Source organism: Parabacteroides sp. AF48-14, assembly GCF_003477465.1.
GTDB classification, from domain to species: Bacteria; Bacteroidota; Bacteroidia; order Bacteroidales; family Tannerellaceae; genus Parabacteroides; species Parabacteroides acidifaciens.
Genome location: NZ_QUDI01000012.1, coordinates 65903 through 83873, shown reverse-complemented (window position 1 = coordinate 83873; position 17971 = coordinate 65903). Strand labels below are relative to the sequence as shown.

At 46.5% G+C, this 17971-nt stretch carries 14 protein-coding genes; 5 read left to right on the top strand and 9 right to left on the bottom strand.

What is annotated here, in order from left to right; translation table 11 throughout:
* Window positions 1–28 precede the first annotated feature (28 nt).
* From DW083_RS07665 to DW083_RS07650, 4 genes are all read right to left on the bottom strand, one after another.
* Entirely contained in the window at window positions 29–700 is a 672-nt protein-coding gene (locus DW083_RS07665; RefSeq protein WP_115499776.1) for an MIP/aquaporin family protein, read from the bottom strand.
* A gap of 142 nt (window positions 701–842) precedes the next feature.
* Window positions 843–4394 carry a pyruvate:ferredoxin (flavodoxin) oxidoreductase gene (gene nifJ, locus DW083_RS07660; RefSeq protein WP_122331987.1) on the bottom strand — a complete coding sequence of 1184 codons (3552 nt, stop codon included), beginning with the start codon at window positions 4392–4394 and terminating at the stop codon, window positions 843–845.
* A gap of 30 nt (window positions 4395–4424) precedes the next feature.
* Entirely contained in the window at window positions 4425–5603 is a 1179-nt protein-coding gene (locus tag DW083_RS07655; protein ID WP_122331986.1) for an ATP-binding protein, read from the bottom strand.
* Between the two features lie 160 nt (window positions 5604–5763).
* Window positions 5764–6783, bottom strand: coding sequence for a branched-chain amino acid aminotransferase (locus DW083_RS07650; protein ID WP_122331985.1), 1020 nt, complete (start codon window positions 6781–6783; stop codon window positions 5764–5766).
* A gap of 365 nt (window positions 6784–7148) precedes the next feature.
* Here DW083_RS07650 and DW083_RS07645 point away from each other — a divergent pair, with 365 nt between their 5' ends.
* Window positions 7149–7583, top strand: coding sequence for a pyridoxamine 5'-phosphate oxidase family protein (locus DW083_RS07645; RefSeq protein ID WP_122331984.1), 435 nt, complete (start codon window positions 7149–7151; stop codon window positions 7581–7583).
* 34 nt (window positions 7584–7617) lie between these two features.
* Window positions 7618–8568: a methylenetetrahydrofolate reductase [NAD(P)H] gene (gene metF / locus DW083_RS07640; protein WP_115499782.1), complete on the top strand. Its 951-nt coding sequence runs from the start codon at window positions 7618–7620 to the stop codon at window positions 8566–8568.
* 80 nt (window positions 8569–8648) lie between these two features.
* Here metF and DW083_RS07635 read toward each other — a convergent pair whose 3' ends face one another.
* Complete coding sequence (locus DW083_RS07635) at window positions 8649–9692, bottom strand: asparaginase (RefSeq protein ID WP_122331983.1); 1044 nt, start codon at window positions 9690–9692, stop codon at window positions 8649–8651.
* 445 nt (window positions 9693–10137) lie between these two features.
* On the opposite strand from DW083_RS07635, the gene DW083_RS07625 reads away from it, so the two are divergent.
* Together DW083_RS07625 and DW083_RS07620 are read left to right on the top strand one after the other, a co-directional pair.
* A complete protein-coding gene (locus DW083_RS07625; protein ID WP_122331981.1) occupies window positions 10138–11262 on the top strand; it encodes a DNA polymerase III subunit delta in 1125 nt (374 codons plus the stop codon).
* 243 nt (window positions 11263–11505) lie between these two features.
* Window positions 11506–12504 carry a gliding motility protein GldB gene (locus tag DW083_RS07620; RefSeq protein WP_122331980.1) on the top strand — a complete coding sequence of 333 codons (999 nt, stop codon included), beginning with the start codon at window positions 11506–11508 and terminating at the stop codon, window positions 12502–12504.
* Window positions 12505–12600: 96 nt separating this feature from the next.
* Here DW083_RS07620 and DW083_RS07615 read toward each other — a convergent pair whose 3' ends face one another.
* Window positions 12601–14217, bottom strand: a complete 1617-nt coding sequence (locus DW083_RS07615) for an ABC-F family ATP-binding cassette domain-containing protein (RefSeq protein WP_122331979.1) — start codon at window positions 14215–14217, stop codon at window positions 12601–12603.
* A gap of 328 nt (window positions 14218–14545) precedes the next feature.
* On the opposite strand from DW083_RS07615, the gene DW083_RS07605 reads away from it, so the two are divergent.
* Window positions 14546–14788 carry a GlsB/YeaQ/YmgE family stress response membrane protein gene (locus DW083_RS07605; RefSeq protein ID WP_115499788.1) on the top strand — a complete coding sequence of 81 codons (243 nt, stop codon included), beginning with the start codon at window positions 14546–14548 and terminating at the stop codon, window positions 14786–14788.
* 79 nt (window positions 14789–14867) lie between these two features.
* Here the strand turns inward: DW083_RS07605 and DW083_RS07600 are convergent, their stop codons facing one another.
* Genes DW083_RS07600 through DW083_RS07590 form a run of 3 tightly spaced genes read right to left on the bottom strand, consistent with a single transcriptional unit; the run spans window position 14868 to window position 17559 of the window.
* Window positions 14868–15446, bottom strand: a complete 579-nt coding sequence (locus tag DW083_RS07600) for an LUD domain-containing protein (protein ID WP_122331977.1) — start codon at window positions 15444–15446, stop codon at window positions 14868–14870.
* A gap of 8 nt (window positions 15447–15454) precedes the next feature.
* On the bottom strand, window positions 15455–16822 hold the full coding sequence (locus tag DW083_RS07595) for a lactate utilization protein B (protein ID WP_122331976.1): 1368 nt from the start codon (window positions 16820–16822) through the stop codon (window positions 15455–15457).
* On the bottom strand, window positions 16819–17559 hold the full coding sequence (locus DW083_RS07590; RefSeq protein ID WP_115499791.1) for a (Fe-S)-binding protein: 741 nt from the start codon (window positions 17557–17559) through the stop codon (window positions 16819–16821). The genes DW083_RS07595 and DW083_RS07590 overlap by 4 nt, the downstream gene beginning before the upstream one ends.
* Window positions 17560–17971: the final 412 nt, after the last annotated feature.

Below are 17971 nucleotides of genomic sequence, written 5' to 3'. Positions count from 1 at the left end.
TTCCGCCTCAATTATGTTTCTTTAAATTCTATTCTTTCTCAGCAACCATTTTCCACACTCCGGCAGACAAAGCCGCACCGATTAACGGAGCTACGATAAACAGCCACAACTGCGACAAAGCCTCTCCACCGGCAAACAAAGCCGGACCGATACTACGGGCGGGGTTTACGGATGTACCTGTAAGAGGTATGCAAACAATGTGCACCAGGACAAGAGACAGACCGATAGCCAATCCGGCAAAATTGCCCGCCCCTTTCTTCGCATCAGTCGTACCCAATACGACCAGCACGAAAACAAATGTAAAGACGATTTCCGCAATCAGGCCGCCGGCAATCCCGACACCCGGAGCACACGAATTAGCTCCCGTCGTTGTCGCATATTCCATATCGATATTAGAAGTAAGTATCCACAGAATCGTGGAACCGATCAAGGCTCCGATCACTTGGAACAGCATATACATAAGGCCTTCCTTTGATTTCATCCGGCCTGACAACATACACCCCAACGTAATAGCCGGATTAATATGGCATCCTGAAGTCCCGCCAATTGTATAAGCCATCGCCACAACCGAAAGTCCGAACGCCATCGCAACCATTAATACCTGTGCGGGAGTTCCACATCCGCCATTAAAAATTGCGCTACCGCATCCCATCAGTACCAGAACCATCGTACCGATCATTTCTGCCAAATACTTTTTCATAATAAGAAAATTAATTATAGATTCAATGTCGTAAAGATACTACTTATTTAATAAAATAGAAAAGACAGGATCATCTTTCGACAACCCCGTCTTTTCTATTTTATCAAGAGGGAATAAATTCCCTCTTATCTACAAAAATCAATTACTCTTCCACGCTCCAGTTTTCAGCAGCCATACGTTTGTAGCTGCGCAGACGCCATTTTGCGTTTTCTTCGGCAGCGGCAAACAGTTCGGCAGCTTCTGCCGGATATTGTTTTGCTACAGAAGCGAAACGAACTTCACCTTTCAGGAAGTCCTGGAACTTGCTCCAATCCGGTTCTTTAGAATCCAAGGTGAACGGGTTCTTGCCTTCAGCTTCCAGAGTAGGATTGTAGCGCCACAAGTGCCAGTAGCCACATGCAACAGCTTCTTTCTCTTCAGCCTGCGATTTACCCATACCTTTCTTCAAACCGTGGTTGATACAAGGAGCATAAGCGATAATCAAAGAAGGACCGTCGTATGCTTCAGCTTCGCGGATAGCCTTCAATGTCTGAGCCTGGTCTGCACCCATAGCGATCTGGGCAACATAAACGTAACCGTAAGTTGTTGCCATCAGACCCAGGTCTTTCTTGCGGACACGCTTACCGGAAGCGGCAAACTTAGCGATTGCACCAACCGGAGTAGCCTTAGAAGACTGACCGCCTGTGTTAGAATATACCTCTGTATCCAGAACCAGGATGTTCACGTTCTTACCGGAAGCGATTACATGGTCAAGACCTCCGTAACCGATATCGTAAGAAGCACCGTCACCACCGATAATCCATTGTGAACGTTTTACCAGGAAGTGAGACAATTCCTTGATCTGAGCACAAACCGGACAACCGGCCTTGATACCTTCTTCCACGAAAGCCATCAATTGCGGAGCCAATTCTTTTGTCTTGTCAGCATCATTCTGATTAGCGACCCATGCAGCAGCCAATTCTTTCATCTCAGCTGGTGAATGCTCGCCGGCACCGATCTTGTTCATCAGGTCTGTCAGGCGCAAACGCATCTTTTCGTTAGCCAGTTCCATACCCAGACCGAATTCACAGAAGTCCTCGAACAGAGAGTTAGCCCATGCAGGACCTTCACCCTTTTCATTTGTTGTGTACGGAGTAGAAGGAACAGAACCTGAATAGATAGAAGAACATCCAGTAGCGTTAGCAACCATTTCACGGTCACCGAACAACTGGGAAATCAATTTCACATACGGAGTTTCACCACAACCGGAGCAAGCGCCGGAGAACTCGAACAACGGAGTTGCGAACTGTGAGTTCTTCACGTTAGACTTGATGTCTACCAAGCTCTGTTTAGAGCTTACGTTAGCCACACAGTATGCCCAGTTGTCAGCTTCAGCCAACTGGCCTTCCAGCGGAGCCATAGACAACGCCTTGTTGCCCTTGAAGCCCGGACAGATATCGGCACAGTTACCGCAACCTAAACAGTCGAGAACGTCAACCTGCATACGGAACTTCATGCCCTTCATCGTAGCCGGAGCCTTTACATCCAGCATCGGGAAGTTAGCGCCCTTCTGTTCTTCGTCATTCAGTACGAACGGACGGATAGAAGCGTGAGGACAAACATAAGCACACTGGTTACACTGGATACAGTTTGCTTCATTCCAAACCGGAACAAATGCGGCAACACCGCGTTTTTCGTATTTGGAAGTGCCCTGATACCAAGTACCGTCTTCGATGCCTTTGAAAGCAGAAACCTTCAACAAGTCGCCATCCTGTGCATTGATAGGACGAACCACTTCGTTGATGAACGCCGGATCGTTGTTAACAACAGCGTCATCGTCCGGCAGGTTTGCCCATGCAGGATCAACAGTCAGCTGAGTGTATTCACCACCGCGGTCTACGGCAGCATAGTTCTTGTTTACAACGTCTTCACCCTTCTTACCGTAAGACTTCACGATGAATTTCTTCATCTGTTCGATAGCCAGATCGACAGGAATTACGCCTGTGATACGGAAGAATGCAGACTGGAGGATCGTATTGGTACGATTGCCCAAACCGATTTCCAACGCAATCTGTGTAGCGTTGATATAATAAACAGTAATATTTTTCTGAGCGAAATAGCGTTTTACCTTGTTCGGCAGGTGTTTTGCCAGTTCTTCGCCATTCCATACTGTGTTCAGCAAGAACGTACCGTTTTCACGCAAACCGCGAGTCACATCGTACATACGCAGATAAGCCTGAACGTGGCAAGCAACGAAGTTCGGAGTGTTCACCAAATAGGTAGAACGGATCGGATGATCACCGAAACGCAAGTGAGAACAAGTGAAACCGCCTGATTTCTTAGAGTCGTAAGAGAAATAAGCCTGGCAATATTTATCCGTGTTATCACCGATGATCTTAACCGAGTTCTTGTTAGCACCGACCGTACCGTCAGCACCCAAACCGTAGAACTTAGCTTCGAACATGCCTTCGCCGCCCAAAGCGATTTCTTCTTTCTGAGGAAGAGAAGTGAAAGTCATGTCATCCACGATACCGATCGTGAACTGGTTCTTCGGCATCGGCAATGCCAGGTTTTCATATACGGAAAGAATCTGAGCCGGAGTCGTGTCCTTAGAACCCAGACCATAACGGCCGCCTACGATAACCGGAGCATTTTCCTGGCCATAGAAGCAGTCTTTTACATCCAGATACAGCGGTTCGCCCGTTGCACCCGGTTCTTTTGTACGATCCAGAACAGCAATACGCTTAGCAGTCTTAGGAACAGCTGCCAGGAAGTGTTTAGCCGAGAACGGACGATACAAGTGAACGGATACCAAACCAACTTTTTCACCCTTAGCTGTCAGATAGTCGATAGCTTCGCGTGCAGCTTCCGTAACAGAACCCATTGCGATGATTACGCGTTCTGCATCTTCAGCTCCGTAGTAATCGAACAAACCGTATTTGCGGCCTGTGATCTTGGAAAGTTCGTTCATATATTCTTCTACGATAGCAGGAACTGCTTCATAGTAAGAGTTGCTCGATTCTCTGTGCTGGAAGAAGTGGTCAGGATTTTCAGCCATACCACGTGCAACCGGAGTCTTCGGATTCAAGGCACGTGCGCGGAATTCAGCCAGCGCTTTCTGGTCGATCAGCGGAGCCAAGTCTTCATTTTCCAATGCTTCGATCTTCTGGATTTCGTGTGATGTACGGAAACCGTCGAAGAAGTTCACGAAAGGAACACGGGATTTGATCGTAGAAAGGTGAGCCACACCAGCCAGGTCCATAACTTCCTGTACAGAACCTTCAGCCAACATAGCAAAACCTGTCTGACGGGCAGACATAACGTCCTGGTGGTCGCCAAAGATACACAGTGCGTGTGAAGCCAATGTACGGGCAGATACGTGGAATACGCAAGGCAGCAATTCACCTGCGATCTTGTACATGTTCGGGATCATCAGCAACAGACCCTGAGAAGCTGTGTAAGTCGTAGTCAGCGCACCAGCCTGCAATGAACCGTGAACTGCACCGGCAGCACCGCCTTCAGATTGCATTTCCTGCACCATTACAGTTTCGCCGAAAATATTCTTACGTCCGGCAGCAGCCCATTCATCTACATATTCTGCCATTGTAGATGACGGAGTGATGGGGTAAATAGCCGCAACTTCACTGAACATATAAGAAATATGTGCAGCAGCCTGGTTACCATCACAGGTTAAAAATTTCTTCTGTTTTGTCATAGACTCTTACTATTAGTATTTAAAAATATTTCAATATAAAAAGCCGAAAAGCCAAAGCGGGATCATGTTGCCCTCTCCTACTTCAACCTTATCGATCGCATAATACAAATCAGGGTTGTTCTTCACTTTCATGTTTTCTTCAATCCTGAAATTATAGGTCCCGTTCACCAGGAAATGGGCGTTCTTTCCGCCTTCATTCAGTTTGTTGTCTTTCAACAACTGGTTATAAAAGAATGATTCGCGCACAGACTGCATATTCACTTCCATCGGCCGGATGGGATACATCAGATTGGAGTTGTACATATATACCTTAGACGGCTTCTTGGGAAACGACTCTCCCACCGGATAAAGCATATTCATCAAACGGGCATCAGTCAGGTATTTGATATAGTTCATCACCGTAGCTCTTGACGTTTCTATATCCTTGCTCAACTGGCTTACATTGGGCGTACAAGGGGCACTTATCGCCAGCAAATAAAGCAGTTTCCGCAGTTTTGGCAGATAGCTTTGTTCGATTTGTTTTATGTATAACACGTCTACTTCCAGCATCATATTCATCGTCTTCAACAGGTTCTCCGAGAAATTGCGTTTCTCTAAGAAGAACGGGTAAAAACCATGATGCAGATAATCCTGAAAATATGCCATCGGTTTCCCCACCGAACAGATTCCTTTCGCAATCTCCTGGTGGCCCACCAATATTTCATCAAATGTGTATGCCGGAAAACTATTCCCGGACATCAGGTTAAAAAACTCACGAAATGAAAAACCCCTCAGGTTATAAGAAACCACCTTGCCCGACAGATCCGGATTTTCTTCTTTCAACCGCATCACGGACGAACCGGAAAATATGATCTTCAGATCTGTGAAGTTATCAAAGCAATACCGGAGTTCTTTGGACCATCCCGAATATTTGAATACCTGATCGATCAGCAGCACTTTTCCCCCTTTTGCTCTGAATTCAGAAGCAAAATCGACCAGCGTACGTTCCGTGAAATAAAAATGATTCAGATTGATGTAGAGACACTCCTTATTATCCGCACCAAAATGTTCACGGGCATAATCCAGCAGAAAAGTCGTCTTCCCTACTCCGCGGGAACCTTTTATGCCGATCAACCGGTCGTTCCAGTCGATCTCATCCATCAGTCCTCTGCGAACCGGCGAATACAAGTGCTCTACCAGGTATTTATGTGTTTTAAAGAATGATTCCACTTGGTAATTGAAAATTGAAAATTAAAAATTGAAAATTACCGGCACAAAGATAAGAATCTTTTCTTATTTGCAATGCCGAGATTGCAATTTTATTACAAAAAGATAAAGTTAAAACTAACAAACGGCATTCTCAATTTTCAATTTCCAATGTTCAAACTTCTTATTCAATTACCGTGACCCAACCGTACGTATCAGGTTCGTCACCGTATTGAATAGCACGCAATTTATTGTATAGCTTTTCGCACACAGGACCCGGCTTGCCGTCTTTGGCGATAACATACGATTTATTGATATCCAGGTCGTCGATCTGCGAGATCGGAGCGATAACGGCAGCTGTTCCGCATTCGGCAGCTTCGTCGAATGTAGCGATTTCTTCTACCGGGATCGGACGGCGTTCCACTGTCAGGCCCATATCAGCAGCCAACTGTTGCAAACTCTTGTTCGTAATAGAAGGCAGGATCGAATGAGATTGCGGAGTGATATAACTGTTGCCGCGAATACCGAAGAAGTTAGCCGGACCGCATTCGTCCAGATATTTCTTTTCTTTCGGGTCCAGATACAGAACAGCGGCATAACCCAGTTCGTGAGCTCTTTCACCAGCAACCAAGCTGGCTGCATAGTTACCGCCTACTTTGATCGTACCAGTTCCCTGTGGAGCTGCACGGTCGTATTCGCGCATGATACACACTTTGGAAGGTTTGAAACCGCCTTTGAAATACGGTCCTACCGGAGTAACAAATACCATGAACATATATTCGGGAGCCGGTTTCACGCCCACCTGCGCGCCCAAACCGATCATCAACGGACGGATATACAAGGCTGCGCCGCTTTCATAAGGCGGAACAAAACGTTCGTTCAGCTTCACCACCTTGCGGACCGCTTCCTCGAACATCTCGACGGGCAGTTCAGCCATCTTGATGCCACGGCTGGAAGACTGCATGCGTTTACCGTTCTCGTCCATACGGAACACACGGATCTTGCCGTCTTTCCCCTTGAACGCTTTCAGCCCTTCAAACGACTCCTGTCCATAATGCAGACAAGTAGCCGCCATATGAATATTAATGATTTCGGAAGAACTCACTTCCAGCTCCCCCCATTTACCATCTCGATAGTAACACCTTACATTATAGTCTGTCTTCATATAACCGAATGCCAGATCAGACCAATTCATATTTTCCATATCTTATCGTAATTAGATATTGAACGCAAAGATATTAATAAAACGACAGATCGAAACAAAAAAGCCGCTAAAAGAAAGTCTTCACCTAAACCTATTTGAAAATAGACCGGGATGTATCTGAAATTTCCCCGGCAACTAATCCGATGCCGATAACCGTCGATCATACGGCTTATAATTATCGGCCAACAAGACAATCGGCATTAACACACGAATAAAACCTGTTCATTATTCTGATTATTAGCAATTTATTTAAAGGCCACCGGGTATAGAAGATTTAGATATTAGGAGCGTATCCCTATATTTACTAATTTCGTCCTGTAATAAAAACAGGAAAAAGATAATATTAATCAATAAAACAGAACACAATGAAAGATGCAGAAAAAACAATTGGAGCCATAGCCGACAAACAGTCTATTTCTTTTATCGGCTCGATAGATGCGGAAGGATTTCCGAATATAAAAGCCATGTTACAGCCCCGGAAACGTGAAGGGATTCAAACATTCTATTTTACTACGAATACGTCATCCAGGCGCGTCGCCCAGTACCTGAAAGATAACCATGCCTGCATATACTTCTGCGACAAGCGTTTCTTCCGGGGCGTCATGCTGCGCGGCACAATGGAAGTCCTGACCGACAATGCCAGCAAAGAAATGATCTGGCAAGACGGCGACACAATGTATTATCCGGAGGGAGTAACAGACCCGGATTACTGTGTTTTGCGGTTCACGGCAATTTCCGGAAGGTATTACAGCAACTTTAAATCCGAGGATTTTATAATCTCAGATTGCAGGAACAGGTAGGATTTATTACTTTTGTGGCAAAATATAGCACAATATGAAAGTAATCGATCTGATCAATAATAGCAAGAGCACTGCTTTTTCATTTGAAATACTTCCTCCACTGAAAGGGAACAGCATACAGAAAGTCTATAATGTCATAGACAAACTGATAGAATTCGATCCTAAATACATTAATATAACGTCTCACCACAGCGAATATATTTATAAGACGTTGCCGGACGGCAGCATCCAGAAGGTGAATATCCGCAAACGCCCCGGTTCGGTTGCCATCGCTTCGGCTATCCAGAATAAATATAACATCACGGCTGTGCCTCATATTATATGTAAGGGATTCACGAAGGACGAGACGGAATATGCACTGATCGACCTGAATTTTTTAGGCGTGTACGACCTGTTGCTGCTTCGCGGAGATGTGAAAACAATCGAAGCCGGACAAAACACGGACCTGTATCACGAACATGCAACCGACCTTCAGGAACAAGTGAACAACTTCAATAAAGGTATTGCTCTGGACGGATCGAGATTTGAGGCGAACGAAACTCCGTACTCTTACGGAATGGCTTGCTATCCGGAAAAGCATGAAGAGGCGCCCAATATGGAATCGGATATTTTCTATCTGAAAGAGAAAGTAAAGAACGGGGCGGATTATCTGGTGACACAGATGTTTTTCGACAATGAGAAATATTACTCATTCGTTGACCGTTGCCGTGCGGAAGGCATTACAGTCCCTATTATTCCCGGAATCAAGCCGATCGTATTTAAGAACCAACTGACCGTCCTGCCTAAGATATTCCGTTCGGACATCCCCGAACCGTTCGCAACAGAGCTTCGCAAATGCAAGACTGACGAAGAGGCAAAGGCTGTCGGTGTCGAATGGTGCATCCAGCAATGCAAAGACTTGATTGCGCATGGCGTTCCAAGTCTGCATTTCTATACGATGATGGCTTCGGATAGCGTCTATAAGGTGGCAAAAGAGGTCTATTGAAATACGGAATTCTTTTCATGGGCATAAAACAATATTTCCATGCCCATGAAAATATGTTTCCATGCTCATGAAATATATTCTCAAACAATAGTAATCTCTCCGATCAGCGAACAGTTCAGATGTTCCTTTACTTCGTCCGGTGTCATGCCGTGACCGAACAGGAACATCAGTTTGGCTACCGCACATTCGGTCGTACTGTCGTAACCGCTCACGACACCAGCGTCCAGCAATCTTCGTCCGGTTTCATAGCGATGCATTTCCACGCTCCCGGCCAGGCATTGTGTGACATTGACAATGACAATGCCCCGGTCGACCGCATCTTTCAGCATTTCCAATAGCCAGTCATATCCGGGAGCATTTCCGCTGCCGAACGTCTCCATCACGACACCTTTCAATCCGGGAATATTCAGGATGCTTTCCACCACCAGTGGAGAGATTCCGGGGAAAATCTTCAGAATAGCAATATTCCGGTCCAACAGATAATGAGGTTTCAACGGCTTTCTGGATACCGGATGATAAATCTGGGGAAAATCATATTTAATTGAAATACCGGCATGCGCCAACGGCGGATAATTATAGGAACGGAAAGCATTGAAATTATCGGCATTCGTCTTGCTGGTCCGGTTTCCGCGCAAGAGATCGTTCTCAAAGAAAATACAGACTTCGGGCACCAACGGCATATCATTTTCCCGGGCAGCGGCAATCTCTATTGCTGTAATCAGATTTTCCTTTCCATCCGTACGAAGCATGCCGATCGGAAGCTGCGAACCGGTCAGGATCACCGGTTTGCTCAGGTTCTCGAGCATAAAACTCAGGGCGGATGCAGTAAACGCCATCGTATCAGTCCCATGCAACACGACAAAACCATCATAGTCATGATAGTTTTCCGCGATGATCTGTACAATCTTCATCCATGAATCCGGTCCCATTTCCGAAGAATCCATCGGAGGATTAAACTGGATGGAAGAGACTTTATATCCAAGATTTTTCAGTTCAGGGACGTGTTCTTCCAAATGCTCAAAATTAAAGGCTTCCAAAGAGCCTGTTTCCGGGTTTTCTATCATTCCAATAGTACCGCCTGTATATATAATCAGAATAGAAGCGTCATTTTTGCATACATTCATAATACTGCCAGAGTTTATTTGTTATTCTTCACAACGCAAAGATAAGAACTATCATTTTGAAATCAAAGTAGCAAAACAAAATAATACAAAAGTATAAATCAGACCTACAAAACCAAATAAAACCCAGCAAAATATTACATTTTGTCACAAACCGGAATAATATAAAAAGAAGAGTCATCCAATCGGTAAAAACCTCACCCGGATAAAATCGACAAAAGATCAGAAGTTATGCAACAAAATGAAAAAAAGATTGTTATTGAATAGGGGTTTTTCGAGACATCACCGTCTTACTGGTAAAATTATAATTTTTACGAAGATGAAATACGTTTTGTTTATTGCAATGGATCTGGCTTTATATCCTTTTTTGCTCCTGCTTTTTATTGCGAAAGGCATCAAAGAAAAAATTATTCGTACCTTTGCTCTATCAACTCAATAAGGAGCATACATGTACTTCAAAGATATTATCGGTCAGGAAGATATAAAAAAACGACTTATACAATCGGCGCAAACAGGCGTCGTCCCGCATGCACAACTTTTCACGGAACAGGGCGGTGCAGGCGCTTTTCCTCTTGCATTGGCTTATGCACGCTACCTGAACTGCACGGATCGGACAGAAACGGATTCTTGCGGCCATTGCCCGTCATGTCTGAAGTACAGCGAACTGGCACACCCGGACCTCCACTTCGTGTTTCCGATTATTTCCAAGAAAGAGAAGAAGAAGGAAGTCTGCGACGATTACCTCACCGAATGGCGGGGTTTCCTGAAAGACCGTCCTTATTTCGATATTGACAACTGGCTGGATTATATCGACGCAGGCAATTCGCAGGCATTGATCTATTCGAAGGAAAGCGACGAGATTATCCGCAAGCTAAGCCTCAAAATATATGAAGCGACCTACCGGATCTTGCTGGTCTGGCTACCTGAAAAACTGCATCCGACCTGTGCCAACAAGCTCTTGAAAATCATTGAGGAACCGCCGCAGAACACAGTTATCCTGATGGTATCGGAACTTCCCGACCTGGTTTTAGGAACGATTCTTTCGCGTGCACAGCGTATCAATGTGCGGGGCATTCAACCGGAAGACATCACAACCGCTATGATCTCCCGCTTCGGGTTGGCTCCCGAAGATGCCAAGCATGTCGCCCACCTGGCAAACGGCAGCTACCTGAAAGCAGTCGAAGCAATCAGCTTAGGGGAAGAGAACAAGTTCTATCTGGAACAATTCAAAGGTATGATGCGTAACTCCTGGGCACGGAATGTCAGGGGCATGAAAGATATGGCGGACGTATTGGCAAGCATCGGCCGCGAACGGCAAAAAAACTTCCTGGCTTACTGCCAACATCTGATACGCGAGAATTTCATGTACCGTTTCCAATCGCCGGAACTTAATTATATGAATCTGGACGAAGCCGGTTTCGCCGTGAAGTTCGCTCCTTTTATCAATGAGCGGAATGTAATCGACATCATGGACGAATTGGCAAAAGCAGAACGCCATGTGACACAGAACGTAAATGCAAAAATGGTCTTCTTCGACCTCTCCTTGCGACTGACAGTGCTGATCAAACGGTAATCTTTTGTTTCACGACTGTGACATGAATAGCGGGTAGGTATCGAAGGGGCACACATCCCGCATCATTCATTCTATCTGCCGGGTTATTCATTCCTTTACGGCACTATAAACCCATGAAGTACTGCATTTGTTGATATGTGAATCATCGACATTCGTTCGAGTGAATACAAAGAAGGGATTGTACAATATAATGTAACTATATCCGTTATTATTGGTAACGTTGTCGATTCAAATGAAATTCTTATGAAATCAAAATTACTGCTGGTACTTTCCCTGTCATTCTACCTGTTTAGTTGTAACGGGCAGAACTCCCATATTCCGGCTGCCGTCACGTCGGCTGCTCCGGTAAAAATCAACCGTTTCGACAAAGAGCTTTTTAAGCTGGTCGATACAGGCGACTCAACCCGACAAGCAGAAATCACCGGCGGATATCCCCAAATGCTCGACGTCCTCGGAAAAGGCATCCTGAATATGAAATCGCCGGCAATGCCCGGATTCTTCGATAAGCTGACAAACTACTATTCCGAACCGACGCTGAAAAGCCTGTATGCCGATGCCATCCGCCAATATGACGACGTATCACAGATCGAACAACAATTAGGCAACGGTTTCGCATGGCTGAAAGCTTGTTTCCCATCCATGCAGATTCCGGCTATTTATATGCACGTTTCCGGTTTTAACCAGAATGTATTGGTCGGCGACAGCCTGCTATCTATCTCAATCGATAAATACTTAGGCGAAGAATACCCTCTCTATCAGGAGTTCTTCTACGATTTCCAACGCCGCCTCATGACGCCCGAACATATCGTTCCCGACTATCTGGCCGGTTGGTTGATGTCCGAATATCCGTTTGAAGGAAAAGAGAATGTGCTGCTGGACCGCATGGTTTATGAAGGAAAAATAAAATACCTGATCCACCAGGCATTCCCCGAACTGACGCCCGAACAGCTAATGGGTTACACCGGGGCTTCCTATAACTGGTGCAAGGAAAACGAAGCCAACCTGTGGAAAGCAATCATAGAACGCAAACACCTCTACACTCCCGACCAGATGACGACTGCCAAATATTTCGAAAGTACGCCCTGCGTGTTCCTCTCCAGCGACGCTCCGGGAAACATCGGCAGTTGGATCGGTTGGCAGATTGTTGACAAATATATGAAGGAAACGGATGCTACGCCCGAAGCTCTGATGCAGAACAACGACAGCCAAGCCATCCTGACAGCTTCAAAATACAAACCCTGAAAGGAAACGGCAAATCAGATAAAAAAGAAAACCGTCCTATTCTCGCGAACGGGACGGATAACCTAATCTAACTTAATTCTAATACCATGAAAAACACTATGTCTTAATAACAGGTCCGGAATTAAAAAGTTTAATGGAGCGGTTTATTTGTATTTCTTTCACAAAATAAAGATCATGCGAGATCAACAGCACCGTTCCTCTATAACTCTTTATAGCCGCTGTTATTATCTCAACACTCCGAATATCCAGATTGTTCGTCGGTTCGTCTAAAATAAACAGATCCGGTGTATTATTGCCAATCATCAGGCAGCAGAACAGCAGGCGTATCTTCTCTCCCCCACTCAGACAGGCGCAAGGTTTATCCCACGTCCCGTAAGGAAACAGATAACGGTTCAGGATCGATTTCAGTTCATGCTCCGCCTTATGTCCGGTATTGAAGCGTTCCGTCTGTTCAAAGACAGTCAGGGCGGGATCGATCACAGAACATTCCTGGTCGATATAAAGATAACTGAAATCAGCCCGCGTGATTACTCCGGACACCGGCTGCAATTCACCCAGTAAAAGCCTGACCAGAGTAGTTTTCCCGCTCCCGTTATTCCCGGTAATATGAACGCGGTCTCCACTCCTGATCCGAAAATCCAGCGGCGACGGCCACAGGCAAGAGGAAGAATAGCCGAAGTTGACCTGTTCGGCAGTTATCAGTATCTTGCCGGTGTGTAAGGCGGAAGAATTAAAGTTCGTCTGAAGCGCCCGCATATCAGGGATTGTGTTCTGGAGTTCCGCAACCGAACTTTGCAGGGAAACGATCTTCTCCTCGTGGACATCATTCAGCCGGACAGTACTCTTCTCTGCTTTATCTTTCAGCGTATTGACAGCCATCCGCGAAATTCCCTTTTTAAAACTCGTCTTATCGCTATGGGCATTCGCTTTATTCTTCCGTTCCAACGTTTCACGGGCCATTTTGCGAGCCAGGCGCAACTCTTTTTCCTTTTCATCCAACTGGTTCTGCAAGGCTGTCAAAGCCAGCTCCTTCTGCTCCTTATAGAAATCATAATTGCCGCCGTAGAGAGTAACGCCGTTCCTTTCCAGTTCACAGATGCCTGGTAAAAGGTTCAGCAACGTCCGGTCATGGCTGACAATCAACAGGGTCGAACGCCCGGTCCGGACCATTTCATAGAGTTTGTCCCGACTGGATATATCCAGATGGTTCGTCGGTTCGTCCATCAGGATTATTTCCGGTGTATGAACCGAAATGCCGGAAAGGAACACCTTTGTCTTTTCCCCTCCGCTCAACGAATGCATCGGTTGGGATAATTGCAGATGTTCCAAATCCCAGAAAGCAAGAGCCGAGAGGCAACGTTCCTCCACACTCCAATCGTCATTCAGACGGGTAAAATTTTCCACCGAAGCGTCGCCCGCAAGAATAGCATGAAGTGCCTTTATCGGTCCGTCCACCCGCAAAGCCTCCGCCACCGTCAGGTGGTCGAACTGCCCGAAATGTTGCGGGACGTAATAAGGCCGGGAAGTACATACAACCTCTCCTGAGGAGGGTTTCAGGCTTCCTTCGAGAATACGCAGTAAGGTCGATTTACCGGAACCATTATTGCCGACCAGCGCCAAACGCTGTCCTTTATTAACTGTTAAATTGATGTTCTGAAAAAGTGGTTCTTTGTCGGCATGAACATAGCATAGCTGATGTACGGATATGCACATAGTTTTCTTTGGATTAAGAAATTAAAACTAAAAGGATAATTCACAAACGTGCCGGAGAGTGGCACTGGGGGAAAGGCCGGACTAAACAATGGACAATTGAAAATGGACAATTGACAATTACATCGATAAAGTGTTTATGTCGAAAACCGGCTTACTTGGATATTTTCATCGGAATACTTATATAATTTATGACCGCAAAGATACACGTTTTTCCGATATAACCACTTATTTGACAAAACAAATCCGTATCAACAGAAAATTGCCTTCAAAGACAACTTTGTTCCTTTACAAACAGTTATATATACGTATAATATAAAATTTAAAAGCTATGGGGTTCTTATGGTACATTCTTATAGGGATAGTAGCCGGTTTTCTTGCCGGTAAAATAATGCGGGGCGGTGGCTTCGGAGTGATAATCAATTTGATTTTAGGAATAATAGGCGGCGTTTTGGGCGGCTGGGTATTCGGTCTGTTCGGAATTGCTGCTTCCGGCATAATCGGCAGCCTGATTACGGCTACAGTCGGAGCGATTCTGGTATTATGGATTGCTTCTTTGTTCAACAAATCATAAAAACAATATCCGGATTTTACGGATTTCGCGGACTCGATCAATAAATGATCATGTTAATCCGTGAAATCCGTATTTTTATTTACTTCAATATCACTAATACTCCGACCGGTCCATGTGCACCAAACACAAGCGCCTGTTCGATATCGGCAGTCTTGGAAGGACCGGAGATGAAGGCTCCAAAATCATAGGTCATACCTTCCGTCCGTTTGTAGGCTTCATGCATATTATTCACGATCGCCTCTCTATCGATCAGCATAACCAGGCTGTTGGAAATGAAATACAGAGCCTTATGTTTCACCTGACGGGTGATCCAAACAGCCCCGTTTTCAGCTACACCGAAATGGCCTTCCACGATGGCAAGATCGGTGTTGTTCAACTCACGAGGGTCGACAAGGTCGTCGGGATTAAAGGTCGCACAGGTGATATCGGGCAGGTTAGACGCAATACGGACAGCATCCGGAAAATGCTGGCGGATGATGTCGTTAACGTCTTCACCGGTCTGCAAAAGAACGGCTTTTCCTCCAGCAGCTTGCAGGGCGTCGGCGAATTGGGCGATTTTATCTTCGTAAACGATCGCATCCAGTGTCAGGTCGGGCATATCGTAGCGTTTGCCGGTGTGACTGCGGATTGCGGATAATATGTCGTTTTTACTACTCATTGTTGTCGTTATTTTATCTTGTTGTTTTTCCACATATCATTGAAAGACTGTTTGGCGAAGGTGGGCAGCTCGCGGCCTTTACCCCACGCATTCAGACCATTGTAGATCATAAAACGAGGCATCTTGTTCACTAACGGGGCAAACCGCAAAGCGGTGTTGAACAGTTTCGGGCGTTCCATCAGGAACTTCATGCCGCCGGACATAATCTTCTTCTCCGTACTCGCCTTCCCTATCCTGTCCAGATCCTGACGCCAGCGGTAGATCTGTTCGCCGAGGTCTATCTTGACCGGACAGACATTGGAACAGGAGAGACAAAGCGAGCAGGCGGACACATTGTCCGAATACTTCACCGGGTCTTTCAACATTCCCAGGTTGATACCGACCGGACCGGGTATAAAATAGGTATAGGAATAACCGCCCGTGCGGCGATAAACCGGACACGTATTCATGCATTCTCCACACCGGATGCAGTTGAGCATGTGGATATGGTCGGGGCGTGCCAGGATGTCGCTACGGCCGTTATCGACAATGATAATATGAAATTCGCCGCCCTCCTTCGGTTTGCAGTAATGGGAAGTATAGGATGTGACCGGCTGTCCCGTACCGGAACGTGCCAGCAAGCGGGTGAAGACGCCCAATGCCTCCCGGGAAGGGACAATCTTTTCCATTCCGGACGTTGCGATATGGACTTTCGGGAAGGATGTTCCCATATCGGCATTTCCCTCGTTGGTGCAGACCACGATCTCGCCGGTCGAAGCCACTGCAAAGTTAGCCCCCGTCATCGCAACATCGGCGGTCAGGAACTTTTCACGCATGTTCTTCCGCACAGCATGTGTCAGATAGGTCGGGTCGGAATTGCCTTTTTCCGTACCCAGTACGCGCTCCATCATCTCGCCGACTTCCTGGCGTTTGATGTGGATGGCCGGCATCACGATATGGCTGGGATGGAGATGCATCCATTGCAGGATACGCTCGCCCAGGTCGCTTTCGATGATGTCATAGCCCTGCTCCTGCAGAAATTCGTTCATGCCGCATTCTTCCGTCAGCATGGATTTGCTCTTAATCAGCGTATGGGCATCGTGTTGGCGGAGGATTTCCTGCACGATGGCGTTATGTTCTGCCGCATCTTTCGCCCAATGGACAATGGCTCCGTTGGCAAGGGCATTCTTTTCGAACTCCTCGAGCAGCGTGTCCAGGTGGCTGTTCGAATAGAGTTTGATGTCTGAGGCCAGTTCGCGCAAGCGTTCCCATTCGGGAATCGAATGGCTCATTTTATCCCGTTTGGCACGTACCATCCAGAGGGTTTCGTCGTGCCAGGCTTCCTGTTTGCGGTTCGCGATGAAGCGGGCAGCCGCTTTTGAATGTTTCGTGCTCATAATCCGGAGGCTAATATTTCAACAATATGAATCGTTTTGACAGGAAGATTGTCGCGCTTGATCACGCCTTCCATATGCATCAGGCAAGAGCTGTCGGCGCCGGTGATGTATTCGGCCCCCGTGCTCATGTGGTCTTTCACCTTGTCCTGTCCCATGCAGACGGAGACTTCCGGTTCTTCGACGGCAAACATACCGCCGAAACCACAACACTCGTCTATGCGTTTCGGCTCGAATATCTCGATGCCCCGCACCAGAGAAAGGAGGTCGCGCAGCTTGGAGTAATACGGGATATTACGCTCGCTGGGAGAAGAGAGGTGCAACTCGCGCACACCGTGGCAGCTATTATGAATGCTCACCTTATGGGGAAACTCGGCTTTCAGTTCTTTCACCTTCACGACATCGTGCAAGAACTCGCAGATATCATATATCTTCTTGCTGTTCATACACACATGTCCGGCTTTCTCGAGGATGCCAGGATGGTTTTCCTTGACGAAAGCCACACAACTGGCGGAAGGGCCTACCACATAATCGTATTTGCTGAACAACTCCTCCATCCGGACAGCCAACCCCAACGATTCATGCTCGAAACCGGCGTTCGCCATCGGCTGGCCGCAGCAAGTCTGATCCAGCGGATAGTCCACATCCAACCCGAGACTTTTCAGTAGTTTATAAGAAGCAACACCAACTTCCGGGTATACCGCATTGATATAACAGGGGATAAATAATCCTATCTTCATATTGGTTTATTTTATAATACTACAAAGATAACGATGTTACTTTTCTCTTGAAAGAAAAGTAACCAAAGTTCAAGGCTTAACCTGCTTCGCTACTCCGTTCCCTCCGTTCGCTGTCGCGTCGTAAGGGTCGTTCGCGAACGACCCCTACAGCAGACGCTCCTATCGCTCACTGCGGTCTCTGCGCTTAACGCTCACCAGTTTAGGCCGGAAATAGGGAGCTCCGCTCCCTATTGGGATTGCCGATACCGCCTACTTCTTTGCGGCCCCGCGTCAAGCGCGGGGACAAGGATGGCTTCCTCATTCCCGCACTCGATGCGGGATCGCAAAGGAACAGGCGGTGTCGGCAATCCCAAAAGAAAGCGGAGCTTTCTCGGAAAGGCCTAAGCGGGCGGGCGTAAAGCGGAGGGTAAAG

Coding starts and splice junctions, on each gene's coding strand:
- DW083_RS07665 (WP_115499776.1), bottom strand. CDS start 700: ATGAAAAAGTATTTGGCAGAAATGATCGGTACGATGGTTCTGGTACTG.
- nifJ (WP_122331987.1), bottom strand. CDS start 4,394: ATGACAAAACAGAAGAAATTTTTAACCTGTGATGGTAACCAGGCTGCT.
- DW083_RS07650 (WP_122331985.1), bottom strand. CDS start 6,783: ATGGAAAATATGAATTGGTCTGATCTGGCATTCGGTTATATGAAGACA.
- DW083_RS07645 (WP_122331984.1), top strand. CDS start 7,149: ATGAAAGATGCAGAAAAAACAATTGGAGCCATAGCCGACAAACAGTCT.
- metF (WP_115499782.1), top strand. CDS start 7,618: ATGAAAGTAATCGATCTGATCAATAATAGCAAGAGCACTGCTTTTTCA.
- DW083_RS07635 (WP_122331983.1), bottom strand. CDS start 9,692: ATGAATGTATGCAAAAATGACGCTTCTATTCTGATTATATATACAGGC.
- DW083_RS07625 (WP_122331981.1), top strand. CDS start 10,138: ATGTACTTCAAAGATATTATCGGTCAGGAAGATATAAAAAAACGACTT.
- DW083_RS07620 (WP_122331980.1), top strand. CDS start 11,506: ATGAAATCAAAATTACTGCTGGTACTTTCCCTGTCATTCTACCTGTTT.
- DW083_RS07615 (WP_122331979.1), bottom strand. CDS start 14,217: ATGTGCATATCCGTACATCAGCTATGCTATGTTCATGCCGACAAAGAA.
- DW083_RS07605 (WP_115499788.1), top strand. CDS start 14,546: ATGGGGTTCTTATGGTACATTCTTATAGGGATAGTAGCCGGTTTTCTT.
- DW083_RS07600 (WP_122331977.1), bottom strand. CDS start 15,446: ATGAGTAGTAAAAACGACATATTATCCGCAATCCGCAGTCACACCGGC.
- DW083_RS07595 (WP_122331976.1), bottom strand. CDS start 16,822: ATGAGCACGAAACATTCAAAAGCGGCTGCCCGCTTCATCGCGAACCGC.
- DW083_RS07590 (WP_115499791.1), bottom strand. CDS start 17,559: ATGAAGATAGGATTATTTATCCCCTGTTATATCAATGCGGTATACCCG.